The 19,130-nt window shown below is 41.4% G+C and carries 14 protein-coding genes and 1 tRNA gene; 13 read left to right on the forward strand and 2 right to left on the reverse strand.

Annotated elements, in window-relative coordinates:
• The first annotated feature begins 6 nt into the window (after nt 1–6).
• Complete coding sequence (locus J1G40_RS09540; protein WP_265242400.1) at nt 7–1,416, forward strand: toll/interleukin-1 receptor domain-containing protein; 1,410 nt, start codon at nt 7–9, stop codon at nt 1,414–1,416.
• A 20-nt stretch (nt 1,417–1,436) separates the two neighbouring features.
• Nucleotides 1,437–5,099 carry a PKD domain-containing protein gene (locus tag J1G40_RS09545; RefSeq protein ID WP_265242401.1) on the forward strand — a complete coding sequence of 1,221 codons (3,663 nt, stop codon included), beginning with the start codon at nt 1,437–1,439 and terminating at the stop codon, nt 5,097–5,099.
• Nucleotides 5,100–5,199: 100 nt separating this feature from the next.
• On the opposite strand, the gene J1G40_RS09550 is transcribed toward J1G40_RS09545, so the two are convergent.
• Both J1G40_RS09550 and J1G40_RS09555 read right to left on the reverse strand, forming a co-directional pair.
• A complete protein-coding gene (locus J1G40_RS09550) occupies nt 5,200–6,693 on the reverse strand; it encodes a Gfo/Idh/MocA family protein (protein ID WP_265242402.1) in 1,494 nt (497 codons plus the stop codon).
• 22 nt (nt 6,694–6,715) lie between these two features.
• Entirely contained in the window at nt 6,716–8,161 is a 1,446-nt protein-coding gene (locus J1G40_RS09555; RefSeq protein WP_265242403.1) for a phytoene desaturase family protein, read from the reverse strand.
• A gap of 173 nt (nt 8,162–8,334) precedes the next feature.
• On the opposite strand from J1G40_RS09555, the gene araD1 reads away from it, so the two are divergent.
• From araD1 to J1G40_RS09610, 11 genes are all read left to right on the forward strand, one after another.
• Nucleotides 8,335–9,339, forward strand: coding sequence for an AraD1 family protein (gene araD1, locus J1G40_RS09560; protein WP_265242404.1), 1,005 nt, complete (start codon nt 8,335–8,337; stop codon nt 9,337–9,339).
• 269 nt (nt 9,340–9,608) lie between these two features.
• Entirely contained in the window at nt 9,609–10,331 is a 723-nt protein-coding gene (locus J1G40_RS09565) for a carbohydrate-binding family 9-like protein (protein WP_265242405.1), read from the forward strand.
• 91 nt (nt 10,332–10,422) lie between these two features.
• Nucleotides 10,423–12,147, forward strand: coding sequence for a PQQ-dependent sugar dehydrogenase (locus J1G40_RS09570; protein ID WP_265242406.1), 1,725 nt, complete (start codon nt 10,423–10,425; stop codon nt 12,145–12,147).
• 11 nt (nt 12,148–12,158) lie between these two features.
• Complete coding sequence (locus J1G40_RS09575) at nt 12,159–13,409, forward strand: amidohydrolase/deacetylase family metallohydrolase (RefSeq protein WP_265242407.1); 1,251 nt, start codon at nt 12,159–12,161, stop codon at nt 13,407–13,409.
• A 14-nt stretch (nt 13,410–13,423) separates the two neighbouring features.
• A complete protein-coding gene (locus J1G40_RS09580; protein WP_265242408.1) occupies nt 13,424–14,539 on the forward strand; it encodes a bile acid:sodium symporter family protein in 1,116 nt (371 codons plus the stop codon).
• A 17-nt stretch (nt 14,540–14,556) separates the two neighbouring features.
• Nucleotides 14,557–15,483, forward strand: coding sequence for an RraA family protein (locus tag J1G40_RS09585; RefSeq protein ID WP_265242409.1), 927 nt, complete (start codon nt 14,557–14,559; stop codon nt 15,481–15,483).
• A gap of 73 nt (nt 15,484–15,556) precedes the next feature.
• Nucleotides 15,557–16,030, forward strand: a complete 474-nt coding sequence (locus J1G40_RS09590; RefSeq protein ID WP_265242410.1) for a RidA family protein — start codon at nt 15,557–15,559, stop codon at nt 16,028–16,030.
• A gap of 21 nt (nt 16,031–16,051) precedes the next feature.
• Nucleotides 16,052–17,266, forward strand: a complete 1,215-nt coding sequence (locus J1G40_RS09595) for an aminotransferase class V-fold PLP-dependent enzyme (RefSeq protein ID WP_265242411.1) — start codon at nt 16,052–16,054, stop codon at nt 17,264–17,266.
• Between the two features lie 17 nt (nt 17,267–17,283).
• Nucleotides 17,284–17,856, forward strand: coding sequence for a RidA family protein (locus tag J1G40_RS09600; RefSeq protein WP_265242412.1), 573 nt, complete (start codon nt 17,284–17,286; stop codon nt 17,854–17,856).
• Nucleotides 17,856–18,674 carry an alpha/beta hydrolase gene (locus tag J1G40_RS09605; RefSeq protein WP_265242416.1) on the forward strand — a complete coding sequence of 273 codons (819 nt, stop codon included), beginning with the start codon at nt 17,856–17,858 and terminating at the stop codon, nt 18,672–18,674. The genes J1G40_RS09600 and J1G40_RS09605 overlap by 1 nt, the downstream gene beginning before the upstream one ends.
• A gap of 121 nt (nt 18,675–18,795) precedes the next feature.
• A tRNA-Arg gene (locus J1G40_RS09610) sits at nt 18,796–18,867 on the forward strand.
• Nucleotides 18,868–19,130 lie beyond the last annotated feature (263 nt).

Consider the following 19,130-nt stretch of genomic DNA (forward strand, 5'->3'; position numbering starts at 1 on the left):
ATTATTATGAAAGAGTCAGATATTAATCTCCTTAGCAAAAGAATAAATACCCAAAAATGTGTAGTGGTTTTAGGTCCGCACCTTTCAACTCCGGATGATTCCAGTGTAATCACTCACTTGAATAAATCTCTGGATCAAAATGAGGATAAGGTAAAGTATTATGAAGAGGAAGACATATTGGGGATAGACAGTAAAACTAGGAACAACTATATTGAATCTTTGGTGAATTCATTTTTTGAAGGATATAAACCAAATAAGGTATATGAACAACTTGCTGAAATTCCGTTTTCCCTGGTGATCAACACTTCACCGGATAAATTCCTAGTTAAGGCCATGGAGGATAAGGGTATAAAACCCAGTTTCTCTTATTACCACAAAGGCAAACCCCTGGAGGACTATGAGCATAACTTTCAATTGGTTCCAGAATCCGAAGATGAAGTAACTACCCATATATTCAATATTTTCGGGGATTACAATCATCATAATTCCATGGTGCTTACTTTCAGCGATTTATATGAATACCTGGATAGCTTAATAAACCAACATCCGCTGGAGGAAGATTTAAAATTGAAAATCCGGGAAGCCAAGGCGGTGCTTTTCTTCGGTTGCAGTTTTGACAAATGGTATTTTCAACTCTTTTTTCAACACTTTCTTCAGATTATGAAAGTTAAGGAAGATGATGTATTGAATTCAAATAAAATTGACCAACCAAATACTAAGAATTTCATTATGAATGAATTTCATATGGAGTTTTTCGAGAATGATGCCGCAGGAGCGATCAAGGCATTATACGATGAAGTTAAAAGTGGCAAAATTACGCGAGAAATAGATGATTCCTTTGATGGTCCTCCTCCAAAAGTATTTATTTCCTATAAATGGGGGGGCGATAGTGAAAAATTGGCTAATGAGCTTAAAGACACATTGACTGATAAGGGGTTGGATGTAAAAATTGATAAAGAAGTATTGCCATATAAAGCAGATATTCAGCAATTCGAGAAGCATATTGGTCAGGCAGATATCATTTTAGTAGTGCTCAGTGATGATTATTTAAAAGCTGAACATTGTATGTTTGAATTATCAGAGATTTACCGCAATGATGATTTCACCGAGCGCATATTTCCATTAGCATTAAAAGATGCTAAAACATTCAAATCTAAAGATTTAAGCGTCTATAAGGATTTTTGGAACGATAGGATAAAAGAAATTGGTATTGAAATTTCCAAGGACGTCACAAAGATGGCTACATATATGGATGACCTTAATACATTTAATCAGATACATGAAGATTTTGATAAGATGACAGGCGCATTAAGGAAATTGAATTTAGGTGATGTTGATGAACACAGAAAAACAAAGTTCCAAGATATAATTAAAGATATTAAAAAGCTGCACAGAATTAGGCTTAGTGAAGTTTAATGATCATAAATCTAAACTGAATGCAAAACCAATCAAGATACCCTGGCACTCGTGCCTTCCTGGAAAAGGAAAGGCATTTATTCTTTGGCAGGGACCGTGATAAGAAAAAACTGGGCAATCTAATTGCCTTGGAAGAGCTGGTTGTGCTGTTCGGGAAGGCAGGTTATGGAAAATCTTCTTTATTAAATGCCGGGGTAATCCCTTACCTGAGACATCTTAAACATCATTTGCCGGTTAAAATTCATCTTACGCCGGCTGAGGTAAAATCTAAAGAATCCAAAGCAAAACCACTTGAAATAATTATTGATCAATTAGGTCTACAAATTGAAATAATTAATAAAGAGCTTGAGGAGAAAAATAGGGAATCCTGTTTTCTTGCTACTAAACTGGATGTCCAAAAACATTTGCCTGAAGACCTTACTGCAATTCTGTGGTATAAGATAAAGTACATTCAATTAACCAAAGAAATTAACGAGGCAACCACCTTGATCTTTGACCAATTTGAGGCGCTTTTCAGATTTTATGACGATGCAAATGCCGAGGAATTTGCCCGTTCTATGGCTGCATTACTTCACACTGACCCACCAGATGAAATATTAGAGCTTATCAGTGAAAACCTGAATTCCTTTTCTGATGAAGAACTGGAACTGCTATATGAACCCCTTAACCTGAAACTGGTGTTCTCAGTAGCAAGTGATCATCTTAGTTTGCTAAATAAACTAAAACAATGGTTGCCTGAAATATTCAAATATACTTATGAGTTAAAGGCCCTGAACAGGGCGCAGGCACAAGAAGCCCTGGAAGGACCCGCTCAGAAAGAAGAAAAATTTGAAAGTCCAAAGTATACCTATTCAGATGAGGTAATTGATAAAATATTTGATTATCTAATTAATGTCAAAAATAAGGAAGGGATAGAATTAGAGAATCAGGATATTGAAACCTTTCAACTGCAATTGATAGGGCAGTACGCTGAAGAAAAAATAAAAGCTCAAAGAAACAGAAGCGAACTTAAAGCCAAAATCAAAGGCTGGTTCAAAAAAAGTAAAGCAACTCCAAAGGCTAATAAATATGAACTAAGCCTTAAAGATCTGGGGAAACCTTCAGACATATTAAAGAAATTCTATAAAAAGGTAATTTTTGGTCTTCCACCTTTTAATAGATATCCTGCCCAGAAATTAGTAGAGCGGGGCCTGATTATTGGCGGTAATCGCGTACCTATGTCCGATTCTAGGATTGAGCGCGATTATAAAGTTTCCGGGGAGACCTTAGAGAAATTAGAAAACAAACATTTGCTCCGTTCGGAGTTTAAAATCAAAGATGGCAGAGGTACCAAAAGTTATGAAATTAGCCATTACAATCTTGTTAAGCCCATAGAGGAAGCTGTAAGGAGGAGAAAAATCCGGAGGTTATGGTACTTGATATTTTTATTATTGGCATTTATTGCAGGATTGGGATATGTTGCTTTTGGTCCGGACAAAGAAAAAGAAATTTCTAATGGGCTGATAATTAATGCTATAGGTGTTGCAACAGCCTGGCCTCCCGAAGGCCCGGCGGAACATAAAGTCAGATTCACCTTTACCAATATGGATTCGCTAAATGAAGTAAAGGTTGTTCGTCACTCATGGGATTTTGGTGATGAATTGTCTGTAGCTGATACCGTTAATTACGGACCCAAAAATTCGGAACTAATATATACATATCAAAAACCTGGAAATTATACTGCGCGCTTAACTGTTATTTGCACCGATAGTCTTGATCATCCTACGAGGATAGAAGAAGTAGAAATAATAGTAACCGAACAGGACACTATAAATGATAAAATTAGTGTAAAGATCAATGCAGACCCGGCGGCGGGCAAAGTAGGTGAACCAGTAAAATTTAATGCAATTCCCAGTTCCGACACACTTTCTATTAAAAGCTACCTCTGGGAATTTATGGACGGGCCATCTTCAACAGATCCTACCCCGACACATACGTTTAGTGCCAAAGGGACCTATAATGTCCGACTTAAAGTCACAGACCATCTGAATAAGATTTATAGAGATAGTTTAATTATACAAATAGGTAGTGTATTCCGAGATTCTGCAAATAAAGTCCCTGTAGCCAGGATCAGGGCCAGCCCATGGGCTGCCAAGCCCGGACAGCCCATCTTCTTTGATGGCCGGGAATCTTCAGATGATAATGAGATTATTAAATACCTCTGGGAATTTGACGACGAGGCGACTTCCAATAAGGATAGCCTGACACATACTTTTAATGCCGAAGGGGATTATATTGTTCGACTGACTGTTTCGGACGATTTTGGACATTCCGATCCTGCCACCAAGGAAATTAAGATATTGAATAAAATCCCCCCCCCTCCAAATGCGGGTATTAGCGTTAGTGACACTGTTGGTATTATGCCTTTCGAAGTTACCTTTAATGTGGACAGCCTAAATCATGAAGGGTCCAGGTATGCTTGGAAATTTCCAGATGGAAGAATAACAAACGAAAAAAACCCAACACATATCTTTGCACTTGCCGGCAGCTACAATGTGGAACTAACCGTTGAGGATGACTTTGGACATATAGCTATCGATAGCATCAGGATAAGGGTTGCCAATCCTATCCCAGTTATAGAAACGGAAATGGTTCCAATTGCCCTGGCCGAGGCAGATAGAACTAACGGTGTTGCTCCTTTAAGGGTTACCTTTAATGGCAAGAATGATAATGAAAACGGTTCCGGGAGCACCTATGAATGGGAATTTAAAGATGGCAGTCCGGTTTCTACCACACAAAACCCGGTACATGAATTTACAAGCAGCGGAGAATATGACGTGCTGCTGACGGTAAGGAATAATAACCTCACTCATACCGACACAGTAAGAATTACTGTGATAGAACCTCCCGAAATAAACCGCAATCCAATAGCAAAGGCTGAAGCAAGCCCGCCATCAGGTGAAGTACCGTTGACGGTTTCCTTTAAAGGAAGCAATGAAAACGAAAACAGTATAAACAGCAGCTACCAATGGCACTTTAATGATAACGAGGCCACATCAGATTTGCCCAGCCCTGAACATACTTTTAATGAACCGGGGACCTATGATGTGGAATTAACTGTTACAGAAAATGATATAAGCGATAAAAAGTCAATTCAAATTTTGGTTGAGCCCCTTAAACCGAGGAATGAATGGGAAAAGTGGTTTAACAGATTTGATAGTATAAAAAATAGCAGGCCTCCTAGTTCGCGGGGTAGATTGGACACCCCTTTTTATAGAGATTCTGTACATCTGGTTGCGCTGGTCTTTGAGGATAGTGATAGCAACGAATTTAAAGGTGATGCACTACTATTCTTACTTGCTCATAAGAAGGTATATAAATTTAGAAACGGGAACATTCCTCATACCTTTGGAGAACTATTAGAAAATGTGCCATTCCCACTTGAAAGTCTCAGCAGGTTGGGAAGACAAGAGTCCAGAAAGGATAAGGTAGCTTCTAATTTAAGAGGAGGGCAATACATTAATCCAAAGGGTGAGCTTCGCAGATATAAAGAAAAGAATGCCTATTTAAAACTGTTTAATCTTATCATTGATGATAAAAAAATAAGATTATCGAAAATTATTTACACTGTTTTACCGGACAACTTTCTGGATCCAGTGGCGCAAGGTGAAATAAAAGCCATAATGAACTCCCAGTCCCAGTAAATACCCAAAGGGGTATATTAATTACAACTTTCATTCCTGCTAGTTAATCCGAACTAATTCTTCCAAATACTTAGTTCCCACTCAGAAATTACCTAATCAACTATGACGGCATCTGAGGTAAACTCCAGCCATTCTTATAGGTATGTTTTATATATTCCTGTGCGGCTTCAAGGGCGTTGAGTTCCACATGTTCAACATTCCATTTAGGGCGGCCATTTACCATCTCAAAAACAAAAGATTTAACCACCTCCATAGTTTCTGAGGCGCTTATATTGGTAAACTCCATGGCCTCCCCATCCCATTGCAAGATCTTATTTAAACCCTGCAACCGTATGGCCAAGACCCCAAGTAAAACCATTTCGTTAAAGGGGCCCGCATACCCAAAATGGGCAGAACCCTGCGTCCTGTTTTCCGGGGCCTCTTTACAGGCCCTTATCCAATCCTGTTCATGGGGTCCGTTACTATAATCTACAGAGCCCGGTACTCTCCTTAAATAGGGGGTGACCTCCGGGATCCTCCCAGAAAGTAAACGCGGGTTAAACCCGCCACAGTCACTAATCAGGGTGTCTTTGGTGCCCACCAGCATACAACCGCCCAATCCGTCACGGATGAGGGGCGCATCATCGGGAAGCCCTTCTGGCCGGTCCGGGAGAATTCCCCCGTCATACCAATGCACATCTACAGCAGGCATTTGTATTTTATTCTGGTCTTCCCTGGCAGGAAAGCTGAACAATACCTTTTCGGCCTGGGGCGGACTTTCGGTATTTGCAGTGGTAGAACTGCCAGAAATGGCATTCGGATACCCTAGTTTTAATGCCCTGTAAATGGGGTCCAGCACATGGCAGGCCATATCGCCGAAGGCGCCGGTTCCAAAATCCCACCAACCCCTCCAATTCCAGGGAGTATAAACTTCGTGATAAGGCCGCATATTAGCCGGACCTATAAATAACTCCCAATTAAAATTCTGTGGGATTTTCATTTTCTCCTTAGGCCTTTCCAGGCCTTGTGGCCAGATGGGGCGATCTGTCCAGGCATGGGCTTCCACTATTTCACCTATTTCACCATTCCATACCCATTCGCACAACTGTCTTACCCCGTCGCCGGAATTTCCCTGGTTACCCATTTGAGTGGCCACAGGATATTCCGCTGCCAGTTTGGTCAGCAGCCGTGATTCATAAACCGAATGGGTGAGCGGTTTCTGGCAATACACATGTTTACCCATGGTCATTGCCGTGGCTGTAATTGCGGCATGGGTATGGTCTGCAGTGGCTATCATGACGGCATCCATAGAGCTGCCCAATTCATCAAACATTTTGCGCCAGTCATAGTATTTAGACGCTTTAGGAAAGGTGTCAAAACAGGGCTTGCTGTAGTTCCAGTCGATATCGCAAAGGCCAATTATGTTTTCTGTATCCATGGCCCGCAGGTTTGGAAAACCTTTACCACCAACCCCTACGCCCACAATATTTAGTTTATCGCTAGGGGCGGTGTGCCCCAGGCCCGCAACAACATGACTTGGTACTATGGAAATACCAATTCCGGCAGTGGTAGTTTTTTTTATAAAACTTCTTCGAGAGTCTTTTTTCTTGCTCATAAGAATGTTTTTTAACCCTTGTTTATTTAATTTTCAATGATCTTATTACGCTTTTGGCAGCGTAGTATCCGCACATACCATGTACCCCTCCTCCGGGGGGTGTTGAAGCAGAACAGATAAATATCTTGTCGTTAGGCGTGCTATATGGGTCTCGTCTGCCGACAGGCCTTGTAAACAATTGAGAAATGTCTGCAGCTCCTCCGGTAACGGCTCCCCCTAAATAGTTGGGATTATAGTTAAAAAAGTCGGTCGTATTCATTTTATGCCTTTCCAAAATAACTTCCCTGAAACCTGGTGCAAAACGCTCTATTTGATCTTCAATTTGTTTTGTCATGTCCTGGGCAGACCCATTGGGTACATGGCAATAGGCCCAGCCTGTGTGTTTCCCCTCCGGGGCCCTTGAACTATCAAAATGGCTTTGTTGCGATAACAGCACAAATGGTTTTGAGCTATGCCTGCCCTCCCAGGCATCTTTTTCGCTAAGCGCAATTTCATCAAAAGTACCCCCAACATGAACGGTCGACGCTTTGGCACATCTATTATCGCTCCATGGAATTGGACCATCCAGCGCATAATCTATTTTAAAAACCCCCGGACCGTAACGAAATTTCTCCAAACGTTTAAGATAAGCATTTGGCAATTGGTCTTTTGCAATTTGCCTGAGTTGGACGGGATCGGTATTGAATATATAACTTCTGGCTAATGGCAAATCACTAAAATCTGATACTCTTGATGAGGTAGATATTTCCCCTCCCAAACTCTTAAAATAGGCACCCATCGCGTTACTTATATTTTGAGATCCCCCTTTTGCAATTGCCCAATTTTCTGTATGTGCGGTAACTAAAAAAAGTAACCCAACAGCGGAAGTAAAATACTTGTCGAAAGGTAAAACACTATGCGCTGCATTGCCCGCAAAAAGGGCTTTTGCCCGTTTCTCTTTAAAAGCGTATTTGGTAAAAACAGTTGCCGGTTGAAAGGCTTTTAAACCAAATTTTAGCATAAGCAGCGGGTGGGCAGGTAGCCCCAAAGGTTTTAAACTGTCTAGCAGTAATTCATCTGCCTTGTTGGCAAAGGGAGCCAATATTTTTTTGTAACTGGCACTGTCAATACCCAGATTTTCAGCAGTTTCGTTTATCGACCTGGATAAGAGCACTGCCTTTTCATTATCTAAGGGGTGCGCTACCGAAGCCTCAGGGATTATCCATTCCAAACCAAATTTATCCAGAGGGAGTTTTTTAAGATAGGGAGATGAATATCCCATCGGATGCACAGCAGAGCAAATGTCGTGATGAAAGCCCGGCAATGTTAACTGAGCAGTTCTTGTTCCTCCTCCTATGGTATCAGCAGCTTCCAGAATCAGGACACTAAGTCCTTTTTCCGCCAGAGCAATGCCTGCACTTAAGCCATTGGGCCCGGAACCGATGATAACACTGTCGTACTTCTTTTCCTTAAAACGGCCTTTTCCCATAACGAAAATTAAATTTTGATCTCTCAACAACCTATCTATTTCAGACCATTCAGGCTATTGGGATAGGGTACAATTTATACCAGATAAGCTTTCCGGGAAGGCATAAGTGCAATACCTCATCCCATGTAATTTAGCCTAAATTTAATGGTTATATTGCTAAATAAATTTTCCAAATGAGATTGGCTCAATTAATTCACCCTGAAGAAGGTCGTAAGCTGGTCCTGGTAGAAGAACCAAATTTAAGGATTATTTCAGGCTTTACTTCTGTTCATGCACTTGCCACTGAGGCGATGACCTATGATGGGGATATAACTGCCCTGATAATGCAAAATCTAACTGATACGATCATGGAATATGATCCTATCTATGCCGGGGATTCAGATTGGAAACTACTGCCATCTTTTGACCAACCATCAGCACCTCTTAGTACGATGATCTCCGGCACAGGACTTACTCATAAAGCCAGTGCGGATAACCGTCAGAAAATGCATAAAGCACAAAAGACCAACGAACTTACAGATAGTATGAAGATGTATTTGATGGGGCTGGAAGGAGGCCATCCAAAAACCGGGCGGGTTGGGGTTCAGCCAGAGTGGTTTTACAAAGGCAATGGCTCGGTGCTCAGAGGCCATAACGAGGTCTTGGAGATCCCATCGTATGGAGAAGATGGGGGAGAAGAACCCGAAGTTGCCGGGATATATATTAATGATAGCGAGGGAAAACCATGGCGAGTAGGGTTTACCACGGCAAATGAATTTTCCGATCATATTATGGAACAGAGAAACTATCTCTATCTGGCTCCTTCTAAAATCCGGAATTGTGCAATTGGCCCCGAATTGGTCATCAATTCTACTTTTGATGATATTAGCGGGAAGGTAAAAATTATTCGAAATAAAGAAGTGGTTTGGGATAAGGCCATTAAGACAGGTGAAAAGAATATGGCACATAGTCTTGATAACCTTGAATATCATCATTTTAAATATGCCAATCACAGAGTTCCTGGTCAGGGTCACATACATTTCTACGGAGCAGACGCTTTTAGTTTCGGTGCACAATTTAATCTCTTAGCTGGAGACATAATGCAGGTGGGATGGGAAGCTATGGGAAGACCTCTAAGAAATAAACTGTTGAAGGAACCGCCTGCCGATAAAGATATAGAGATAGGCAAATTTTCCTGAGGCTTTATAATGGTTTTTACTGTTATATTTTACCATGATTGGGCTGTATACCAGTAACTTATTAAGAAATTTTAATCTGTATATTTGAGAGTACTTCACAATTTGGGAAATGACAGGTTTGGCTAGGCTTACCAATATAGAAGTGTTAAATATCTTTGGTGCCGGAATTACAGATATAGGGTTAAAAATTATTTCTTCCAGAACAGAATAAATATGGAATAAGAGTTGGCAGAAATCTTTTCTGCTACAATCACCTAATAGAATAGCATATGAACGGCAAGACCATTACAATACTTTTTTTGGGGGTACTATTCCTCGGTTGTATTCAAGAGAACAATACAAAAGTTCTAGTCGTAAAGGAAATAGAATACCAGGGGTCAGCGGATATTGAAAAGGCAGCTCAACTGTTAGAACAACAAACAGAATTACACAAAATCAATACATTAAATTGGGAGGCTTTCCCATATTTACCCGATGTGGCATTTAGAATAGGGCACCATAACAATGAGATTTGGATAAAATATTATATAGATGAAGCACACGTTCTGGCAAGGAGAACCGAGACCAATAGCGCTACACACAAAGACAGCTGTCTGGAGTTTTTTCTGGATCCGAAGGGAGATGGCAACTATTACAATTTTGAGGTAAATGCTATCGGAACGGTTCATTTGGCATATGGCCCGGGAATTGGAAAACGAACCTTTATCGACCCCAGTCTAATTAAAGAAAAAATCAGGGTAGAGTCATCTTTAGGAGATACCCCTTTTGATGAACTGCCGGGGGTGCGCAAATGGGAGATGACCCTGATTATCCCTTCAGAAATCCTGGTATATGATTCGGGTATCCAATTCTCTCAATTGCAATCAAGGGCAAATTTCTTTAAATGTGGAGATGAAAGTGCTGTGCCTCATTATCTTAGTTGGAACTCAATTGCTACAGATCGCCCAAATTTTCATACCCCTCAATTTTTTGGAAGAATTCTATTTGAATAGGCAGCAAATTATGTGCTCGAGCACATTTTAAGATCATCTCTTGTTTGGTATTAAAAAGTAGATTACCTTAACTGTCTTATTATTGGGGGGTATGCGAAAAGAACACTTAAGAATACTATCACTTCTAGTAGCTATTACTTTACTAACGCAATGCAAAAAAGGTCCGGTTGACGGAGGGCTCTTTTTGCCACAGAATTTTAAGTCGACCGTAGTTATAGACAGTATCAAAGAAACTGTACGTCATATGGCGGTTTCAGAAGATGGCGTGCTATATGCAAAACTCAGGAATGCAACAGATGAAGGATCCATTGCTGCTTTAGTGGATGAAGACGGAAATGATTATGCAGACATCGTAGAAAGATTTGGGGCATATGGCGGTAAGACCAAATGGAGTTATGCCACTGCAATGCGTATTCATAACGGCTATCTATATCACAGTTCAGATCTGGTGGTTTATCGGTATAAATTAAAACCGGGGACGCTGATTCCTGAAGGGGAGATGGAGGTTATAGTGACAGATGACCATGAACATGGGAAACATGAACATATAGGGAAGCCTATTGCGTTTGACAATAAAGGGAATTTATATGTGCCTTTTGGAGCACCTTCCAATGCCTGTCAGGATCCAAAAAGAACTCCCTTAACTCCGGGGCAAGACCCATGTCCGCAATTGGAAGACCATGCCGGGGTCTGGCGCTTTGATGCGGATAAATTAGGACAAACACAAAAAGACGGGTATAAATACGCCTCCGGAATCAGGAGTGTAGTTGCGATGGACTGGAATCCGGTAGATGATAATTTATATATCGTTGTTCATGGAAGAGATGATTTGCTCAGATTGTTTCCAAATAAATATTCTCCCTGGCAGAGTGCAATTTTGCCCTCGGAAGAAATGATACGGGTTACAGAAGGATCAAATTTTGGCTGGCCGTATTGTTACTTTGATCAGGAACAAAATAAAAAAGTACTAGCCCCTGAATATGGGGGAGATGGTAAAATTATAGGGAGGTGTGAGGATTTTGATGATCCTGTAATTGGCTTCCCCGGGCACTGGGCACCTAACGATCTTGTGTTTTATCAGGGAGATCAATTTCCTGAAAGATATAAGCAAGGAGCCTTCGTAGCTTTTCACGGTTCAACCAACAGGGCGCCTTATCCGCAGTCTGGCTATTTCGTAGGTTTTGTCCCCTTTAAAAATGGACAGGCTACTGGAGAGTGGGAAGTATTTGCAGATGGCTTTGCCGTTGTAGATCCTATAGTGAGTGTTAACGATGCGGTCTACAGACCTATGGGAATTGCAGAAGGGCCAGATGGCTCATTATACATTTCCGATTCTGTCAAAGGAAAGATTTGGAAAATTACCTACGACGAAACTAAAGAAGAATTTGGGGAGGCAGAACTGGCTCAGATGGAGGAGAGAAAATTGCTGACTCATATAAGGACACCAGACATCATAGAGGATAATCTGATGAAGGAAGAATTGTCTAAAGGGCAATCCGTGTATTACCAATATTGCAGCGCCTGCCATCAGATAGATGGGGGTGGGGCAAGAGGCAGATTTCCACCATTGGCGGCCACCGAATGGGTTAGCGGGGATAAAGAGCGACTCATAAATATAGTATTAAACGGTATGGAGGGCCCCATTGAAGTCAACGGCAAACAATACAGTGCAGTAATGCCTCAGCACAGTTTTCTTACCGATGAGGAAGTTGCTGAAGTGCTTACTTATATAAGGTCCAATTTTGGAAATAAAGCCAGTAACGTGGAAACTGATGAAGTTGCTAAATTGAGAGCAAGCTCTGCAGAGGAAAACTAAAATATCTGATTATGAAGAATTACAATAAGTTGATTATTACATTATCACTTGGATTTCTGGTTGGTGTTCAAGGAATAATGGCTCAAAGTTATGACCTCCTTATAAAAGGGGGGCATGTTATAGATGCAAAGAATAATATTAACGGCCCGATGGATGTGGCTGTAAAGGATGGAAAGATAGCTGTTGTGGCTTCAAACATAGGGCAGAATCAGGCTAAAGAAGTTATAGATGCCACGGGCTTGTACGTATGCCCGGGCTTACTGGATATCCACAGTCATAATTTTCACGGAACTGAACCTGATGCTTATTTAAGCAACAGTGATACGGCGTTACCTCCTGATGGGTTTTCGTTCAGGAGTGGAGTAACTACTATTGTAGATGTTGGTGGCGCTGGCTGGCGAAATTTCAGGATTTTCAAGGAGCAAACTATAGACAGATCTAAAACCAGAGTATTGTCTTTTCTCAATATCATTGGCTCAGGAATGAAAGGGGGGGCTATTGAACAGAATTTAGCCGATATGGACCCAAAGTTGACCGCCATGGTGGCCAAACAGTACCCGGGCATAATTGTCGGTGTTAAATTGGCACACTACAGTGGTTTCGACTGGAAACCAACAGAAAAGGTAGTAGAAGCAGGAAGATTGGCAAACATTCCGGTAATGATAGATTTTGGCGGGAGTGAACCAGAACTGTCCATAGAAAGCCTGTTTATGGAAAAGCTCAGGCCGGGAGATATTTTTACACATACATATGCTCATGTAGATGGAAGAACACCCATAGTGGATGAAAATAACAAGGTGCGCGACTATGTTTTTGAGGCACAAAAAAGGGGAATTATTTTTGATGTAGGCCATGGTGGAGGCAGCTTCCTTTTTGAACAAGCGATTCCGGCATTAAAACAGGGATTTAAACCCAATTCTATAAGTACAGATCTCCATACCGGAAGTATGAATGGCGGAATGAAAGACATTGTTAATGTAATGTCCAAATTTTTAAATATGGAAATGACCTTGTCTGAGATTGTCGCTTGTACCACCTGGAAGCCCGCACAGATTATTAAACGGCCAGATTTGGGGCACCTTTCAGCTGGAGCCGTTGCTGACATCGCTATTCTAAATTTAAGGGAAGGCGATTTCGGTTTTATCGATACCAAAGGAAAACGCATGGATGGAGATAAGAAGCTGGAATGCGAACTTACACTAAGGGAAGGAAAAGTAGTTTGGGATTTAAACGGGATTTCAAAACCAAAATGGGACGAGTAAACAAATACCAATAAATGAAAAATAGTTATAAATTATTGCTTGCAGGGGCCATACTATGTTTATTAGCAGCGGGTATTATGCTGGCGCTCGGACAGCAGTCCGAAACGGGCCCGGCTCTGGTTTTCTTCTTTATATTTTTGGCATTGGCCGCAAGAGGTTATCCTGCTTTTAAGGGCTTCTCTTTTACTATCCTCATCTTTGCTGCGGTAACAGTAGCCATGTATTACCCTGCCTACTTGCAAAAAATTGGAAGCTTTGAATTAAAATCTCTGATTGTACCCCTGTTACAAATTATCATGTTTGGAATGGGTACAGCAATGAGTATTAAGGACTTTTTGGGTGTGGTTAAAATGCCAAAGGGAGTTTTGGTTGGTTTGTTATGTCAGTTTACCATAATGCCGGTACTGGGCTTTGCAATAGCCAGTTTGTTTGCGTTCCCTCCGGAGATAGCGGCAGGGGTGGTATTAGTAGGATCTTCCCCCAGCGGATTGGCTTCTAATGTTATGGCGTACCTGGCTAAGGCTAACCTTGCATTATCCGTAACATTAACGGCAGTTTCAACAGTACTTGCTCCCCTTATGACACCGCTGTTGATGGAAACTTTTGCGGGCCAGTTTGTCCCGATAGATTTTGTGGCGATGATGTTGAGTATTACCAAAATTGTAATTCTTCCAATCATTGCTGGCTTGTTATTCAATTATTTTTTCCATGGAAAGGCCAAGTGGCTGGATAGGGCAATGCCTATTGTATCTATGGGTGGAATTGCCTTTATTATTATGATTATTACTGCTGCTGGCAGGGATAGCTTGCTGACCATTGGTTTATTCCTGATTTTAGCAGCTATTATTCATAATGTAGCGGGGTACTTCCTGGGTTACTGGGGTTGCCGTGCTTTAAAGATGAAGGAACAGGATTGCCGAACCATTGCGTTGGAAGTAGGAATGCAAAATGGAGGATTGGCATCCGGAATTGCCCTGGAAATGGGTAAGGTAGCAACAATTGGCCTGGCACCTGCTGTATTTGGGCCATGGATGAACATATCCGGATCTTCACTCGCAACCTGGTGGCGAGACAAAGAACCGGTGGATAAAGACAAGGCATCAACGTCTGCTGAAATGCCTGAGAATTAATACCTAAACAATTTAATATGAGAAGGAATATTTACTTACTTATCTGTAGTCTTTGTTTGCTTTTAACAACGGCTCTAACTGCACAAACTACTCCAAAGGAACAGTTACTTTTTTTAACTTCACAATGGGAGGGAGAAAGGTTTGAAGATGGCAGACCTAAAGTCGCAGACCATGTTCTGGAACGTATGGAAAAGGTGACCATTGAAGAGGCCTGGGGTGTTTTACGGAATGAGGGGTACCATAACCAGTTTGAAGGAGGATGGCAACCCCTGCATGATGATGTAGTTGTTATAGGAAGGGCACTTACCGTACAGTATATGCCTAACCGGCCAGATGTTGCAGATCAGATCAAGAAAAGAGGACTTGCCGACGGGATGATCGGTAATACCAATTCCTGGCCTATAGATATGCTGGTCGAAGGAGATGTTTATGTGGCAGATGCTTTTGGGAAAATTGTGGATGGGACCCTGATAGGAGACAATTTGGGAAATTCTATTTATGCCAAATCTAAAAGAGGTGTTGTTTTTAATGCTTCCAGTCGCGATATGGAAGGGCTGGCAGAAATTGAAGGATTTAATGCATTCGTTCGGGGATGGCACCCTTCATTTCTTACAGAAGTTATGCTGCTAAGTATTAATGACCCTATTAGAATGGGTGCAGCCACAGTACTTCCCGGAGATATTGTCCTGGCCAAGAAAGAAGGAGTGGTATTTATTCCTGCACATTTGGCGGAAAAGGTAGTGGTGACCTCTGAAGTGATTAGATTAAGAGATTTATTTGGTATCACCCGCCTTAAAGAAGGGAAGTATACTCCCGGGCAGATAGATAGCAAATGGAGTGATGAGATTGAAAAAGATTTTTCGAAATGGTTGAGAGATCATATGGATGAGTTACCTGTCCCAAAAGCTCAGATTCAGGAACTTTTGAAAAAGAGAACCTGGTAAACCTATATAAATTATTCAAATACGGCATTGAAAATAGTAAAACACTTATACAGAAACATAAAATTGTAAGATTATGGAAAGCACAACAAGAAGGGCATCGTTTAAAAAACTAGGAATGGGTTTTGCGGCTTTGTTTGGGATAAGCACAGCAAGTGCCATGGCTAAAAAAGGGCCATCAGCTATAAAAGAGGTAGTGGGTGATATTGTTATGGATCAGGATGTTCCTTTATTTTCTGGTGCAGTTAAGCATGGAAATACACTCTATGTTGCTGGTAAAGGCGCACATACCGAACCTTTTGAGATAAAAGCACATACAGAAATTGTGCTTCAGGAATTGCAAAAGGCCCTTGAGGCAAACGGCTCTTCCATGGAGAAGGTTTTAAAGGTAAATGTTTATCTGGCAGACCTGGCAGATTACAAGAAGATGAATGAAGTCTTCAGAGGCCGTTTTGGAAAGAACCCGCCGGTAAGAACAACAGTGGCGACCTATGGTGGAGTTCCCGGGAATTCCTTGGTAGAAATGGACTGCATCGCAGCCATAGATTAAAATTATTAAAACGCAATAGTGATGATTACGAGAAGAAAATTATTAAAATCCCTTTCAAGTCTCCCTGTTTTAGGGGGATTGGTAGGAACAGGATTGCTGACACCTCAATTGGTGAATGCCTCGGTAACTAAGCCAGCCGCGCGTAACTTTTTTAAAGAATTGGGATTGCGCACTTTTATCAATGCTGCGGGGACCTATACCTCAATGACTGGCTCGTTGATGTCTGAGGAAGTGACTTCAGCTATTACTTATGGAGCCACAGAATATGTAGATCTGGATCAATTGCAGGATAAAGTTGGGGAACGCATTGCAGAATTGCTCAATTGTGAATACGCCACTGTATCCTCAGGTGCGTTTGGCGCTATGACCATAGGACTGGCCGGAGTTATGTGTGGAATGGATAACGAGAAGGTATCACAACTGCCAGATACAACAGGATTAAAAAATGAGGTCATTGTTCAGGAAGCCCACAATATTGGATATACACATGCCCTTACTAATACAGGGGCCAAGCTTGTTAAGGTTAAAACGGCCAGGGAGTTAGAAAAGGCCATTAATAAAAACACTGCCATGCTCTGGTTCCTTAATGCAAATACGGAGGAAGGCGAAATTAAATGGGAAGAATTTGTAGCCCTGGGGAAAAAGCATAATATCGCCACTTTTATTGATTGTGCTGCGGATGTCCCTCCGGTGGATAATCTTTTCAAATTTACCAAAATGGGCTTTGACCTGGTGGCTTTCTCAGGAGGAAAGGGAATCAGAGGACCTCAAAGTGCAGGACTTCTTTTAGGTAAAAGAGCATATATTGAAGCAGCCAGAATGCATACCCCTCCAAGAGGTACAACTATTGCAAGAGGAATGAAGGTAAACAAAGAGGAGGTTCTGGGTATGATGGTAGCTTTAGAGATGTACCTGCAAAAAGATCATGAAAAGGAGTGGGAGCTGTGGGAACGTCAGATAAAATTAATCAGTGATAGTGCTCTGGCGGTTGAGGGTGTGGAAACAGAGATACATGTGCCGCCTCATGCCAATCATGTGCCATCACTCAGGATAAAATGGGACCAGAAGTTGGTTGGGATTAGCCCGGAAGACGCCAGGAAAAAACTCATGGATGGCCATCCTGCCATCTCTACTGTAGGAAATAAGGAAATGATTGGCATCACTACCTGGATGATGGATCCGGGGCAAGAGCGCATAGTAGCCAAAAGGGTCAGGGAAGTTCTGGAAAATAGTTAACTCTTAAAGTAAATCAAATGAAAATTAAAAACTTATTGATGGTATTTGTAGTAATGGGTGTCATCTCCTGCAATACCGCGCAAAAAGACACAAATAAGGAAGAGGAAGTAACGGTTATTGATGAAAACTATGACCCTGAAGCTAATTTAAAGGAGTTGGGAATAGTCTTGAGTACTCCTTCGGCTCCTGTGGCTAACTACGTTAATGCGGTTAGGACGGGGAATCTTATTTTTTTAGCCGGGAAGGGACCACTTAAAGCAGATGGAGAGAACATTACTGGAAAACTTGGTGCAGATCTGACCATTGAAGAAGGTTACGAAGCTGCCAGGATAACCGGAATTAATCAGCTTTCTGTTCTAAAGGCAGAATTGGGCAATCTCAACAAGGTTAAACGCGTGGTGAAGGTTAAAGGAATGGTCAATGCTACACCAGACTTTACTGATCACCCCAAGGTAATAAACGGCTATTCTGATCTTATGGTTGCAGTATTTGGCGAGAAAGGCAAACACGCCCGGGCCGCAATAGGTATGGGGTCTCTCCCAAGCAATATTGCTGTAGAGATTGATATGGTTGTTGAAGTTGAGGATTGATGCGCCTGCTATACAAATTTAATGTCCTTGTACTTATTTTCTTTGCTGCTGCAGTTTTTGGGCAAAAGGAAAATTACCTATTAAAGGAAGATGTCAGCTATTATGAAGCTGATATTCAGGAAACCGATGCTTATATTAAGGAGAGATGTAAGCTTGATATTTATTATCCCACAGATACTACCAATGTGGCCACTGTGGTCTGGTTTCATGGAGGAGGATTAGAATTTGGTCAGAAAGACATTCCTGATGGACTAAAGGAAAAAGGTATTGCTGTAGTTTCGGTTAATTATCGTTTACATCCAAAGGTAAAACATCCGGAATATATTAAGGACGCCGCTGCTGCTGTTGCCTGGACATTCAGGAACATTCATAATTATAATGGCAGTCCGGATAAAATATTTATTTCGGGCCATTCTGCCGGGGGATATTTGGCCAGTATGATAGGTATGGATAAGACCTACCTTGCAGATCATGAAATTGATGCCGACAAAATTGCAGGATTAATTCCTTTTAGTGGACACACAATTACCCATTTTACCATAAGAAAAGAAAGGGGAATTAAAGGCACCCAGCCTATTATTGACAAGTATGCTCCTTTATTTCATGTTAGGAAAGAAACACCTCCTATATTATTGATAACCGGAAACAGGGAACTTGAGCTGCTGGGACGATATGAGGAAAACGCTTATTTCTACCGCATGATGAAAGTGGTAGGGAATGAGGAGATAGCATTAATGGAATTGGACGGCTACGGACATAATATGGTATACCCGGCCATACCTTTACTACTGCAATTTATTAAGGAACAGACCAGATAGGCTGATATCTTAAAATTAGAACCCGGACAAGGGGCTGATGAAAGTTCTGCCAGGTGTTTTTATGAGCCATAGGCATTAATTATTAATAATAAGTTTTATTTTTGCCTTCCATTTACAAAACGGCCTCGTAGTTCAATGGATAGAATAGAAGTTTCCTAAACTTTAGATGCAAGTTCGATTCTTGCCGAGGCTACGAATAAGCACCTAAACCCCTTGCGATAGCAAGGGCTTTATTTTTTCACTAGGCGTAAACTGTTTACAGTTTTAAGCCGCAGTGGTAAAATAATACCAGCTGTTTAGCAGCTGTGTTTAGGTATTTTCAGAACGTGCCTCAATCAAGAACAACGCAGCTATCTCTTGACACGGCCAAAGCTGCTGACAGCTTTGAGTCTGGTGTAAAAATAATACCAGCTGTTTAGCAGCTGTGTTTAGGTATTTTCAGAACGTGCCTCAATC

Origin of the sequence: Muriicola sp. Z0-33 (genome assembly GCF_026126425.1) — a bacterium.
Lineage (GTDB): Bacteria > Bacteroidota > Bacteroidia > Flavobacteriales > Flavobacteriaceae > JAFMPW01.

What these genes read in the sequence shown, in the direction of transcription:
- J1G40_RS09540 (WP_265242400.1), top strand. Translation starts at nt 7, where the DNA reads ATGAAAGAGTCAGATATTAATCTCCTTAGCAAAAGAATAAATACCCAA.
- J1G40_RS09545 (WP_265242401.1), top strand. Translation starts at nt 1,437, where the DNA reads ATGCAAAACCAATCAAGATACCCTGGCACTCGTGCCTTCCTGGAAAAG.
- J1G40_RS09550 (WP_265242402.1), bottom strand. Translation starts at nt 6,693, where the DNA reads ATGAGCAAGAAAAAAGACTCTCGAAGAAGTTTTATAAAAAAAACTACC.
- J1G40_RS09555 (WP_265242403.1), bottom strand. Translation starts at nt 8,161, where the DNA reads ATGGGAAAAGGCCGTTTTAAGGAAAAGAAGTACGACAGTGTTATCATC.
- araD1 (WP_265242404.1), top strand. Translation starts at nt 8,335, where the DNA reads ATGAGATTGGCTCAATTAATTCACCCTGAAGAAGGTCGTAAGCTGGTC.
- J1G40_RS09565 (WP_265242405.1), top strand. Translation starts at nt 9,609, where the DNA reads ATGAACGGCAAGACCATTACAATACTTTTTTTGGGGGTACTATTCCTC.
- J1G40_RS09570 (WP_265242406.1), top strand. Translation starts at nt 10,423, where the DNA reads ATGCGAAAAGAACACTTAAGAATACTATCACTTCTAGTAGCTATTACT.
- J1G40_RS09575 (WP_265242407.1), top strand. Translation starts at nt 12,159, where the DNA reads ATGAAGAATTACAATAAGTTGATTATTACATTATCACTTGGATTTCTG.
- J1G40_RS09580 (WP_265242408.1), top strand. Translation starts at nt 13,424, where the DNA reads ATGAAAAATAGTTATAAATTATTGCTTGCAGGGGCCATACTATGTTTA.
- J1G40_RS09585 (WP_265242409.1), top strand. Translation starts at nt 14,557, where the DNA reads ATGAGAAGGAATATTTACTTACTTATCTGTAGTCTTTGTTTGCTTTTA.
- J1G40_RS09590 (WP_265242410.1), top strand. Translation starts at nt 15,557, where the DNA reads ATGGAAAGCACAACAAGAAGGGCATCGTTTAAAAAACTAGGAATGGGT.
- J1G40_RS09595 (WP_265242411.1), top strand. Translation starts at nt 16,052, where the DNA reads ATGATTACGAGAAGAAAATTATTAAAATCCCTTTCAAGTCTCCCTGTT.
- J1G40_RS09600 (WP_265242412.1), top strand. Translation starts at nt 17,284, where the DNA reads ATGAAAATTAAAAACTTATTGATGGTATTTGTAGTAATGGGTGTCATC.
- J1G40_RS09605 (WP_265242416.1), top strand. Translation starts at nt 17,856, where the DNA reads ATGCGCCTGCTATACAAATTTAATGTCCTTGTACTTATTTTCTTTGCT.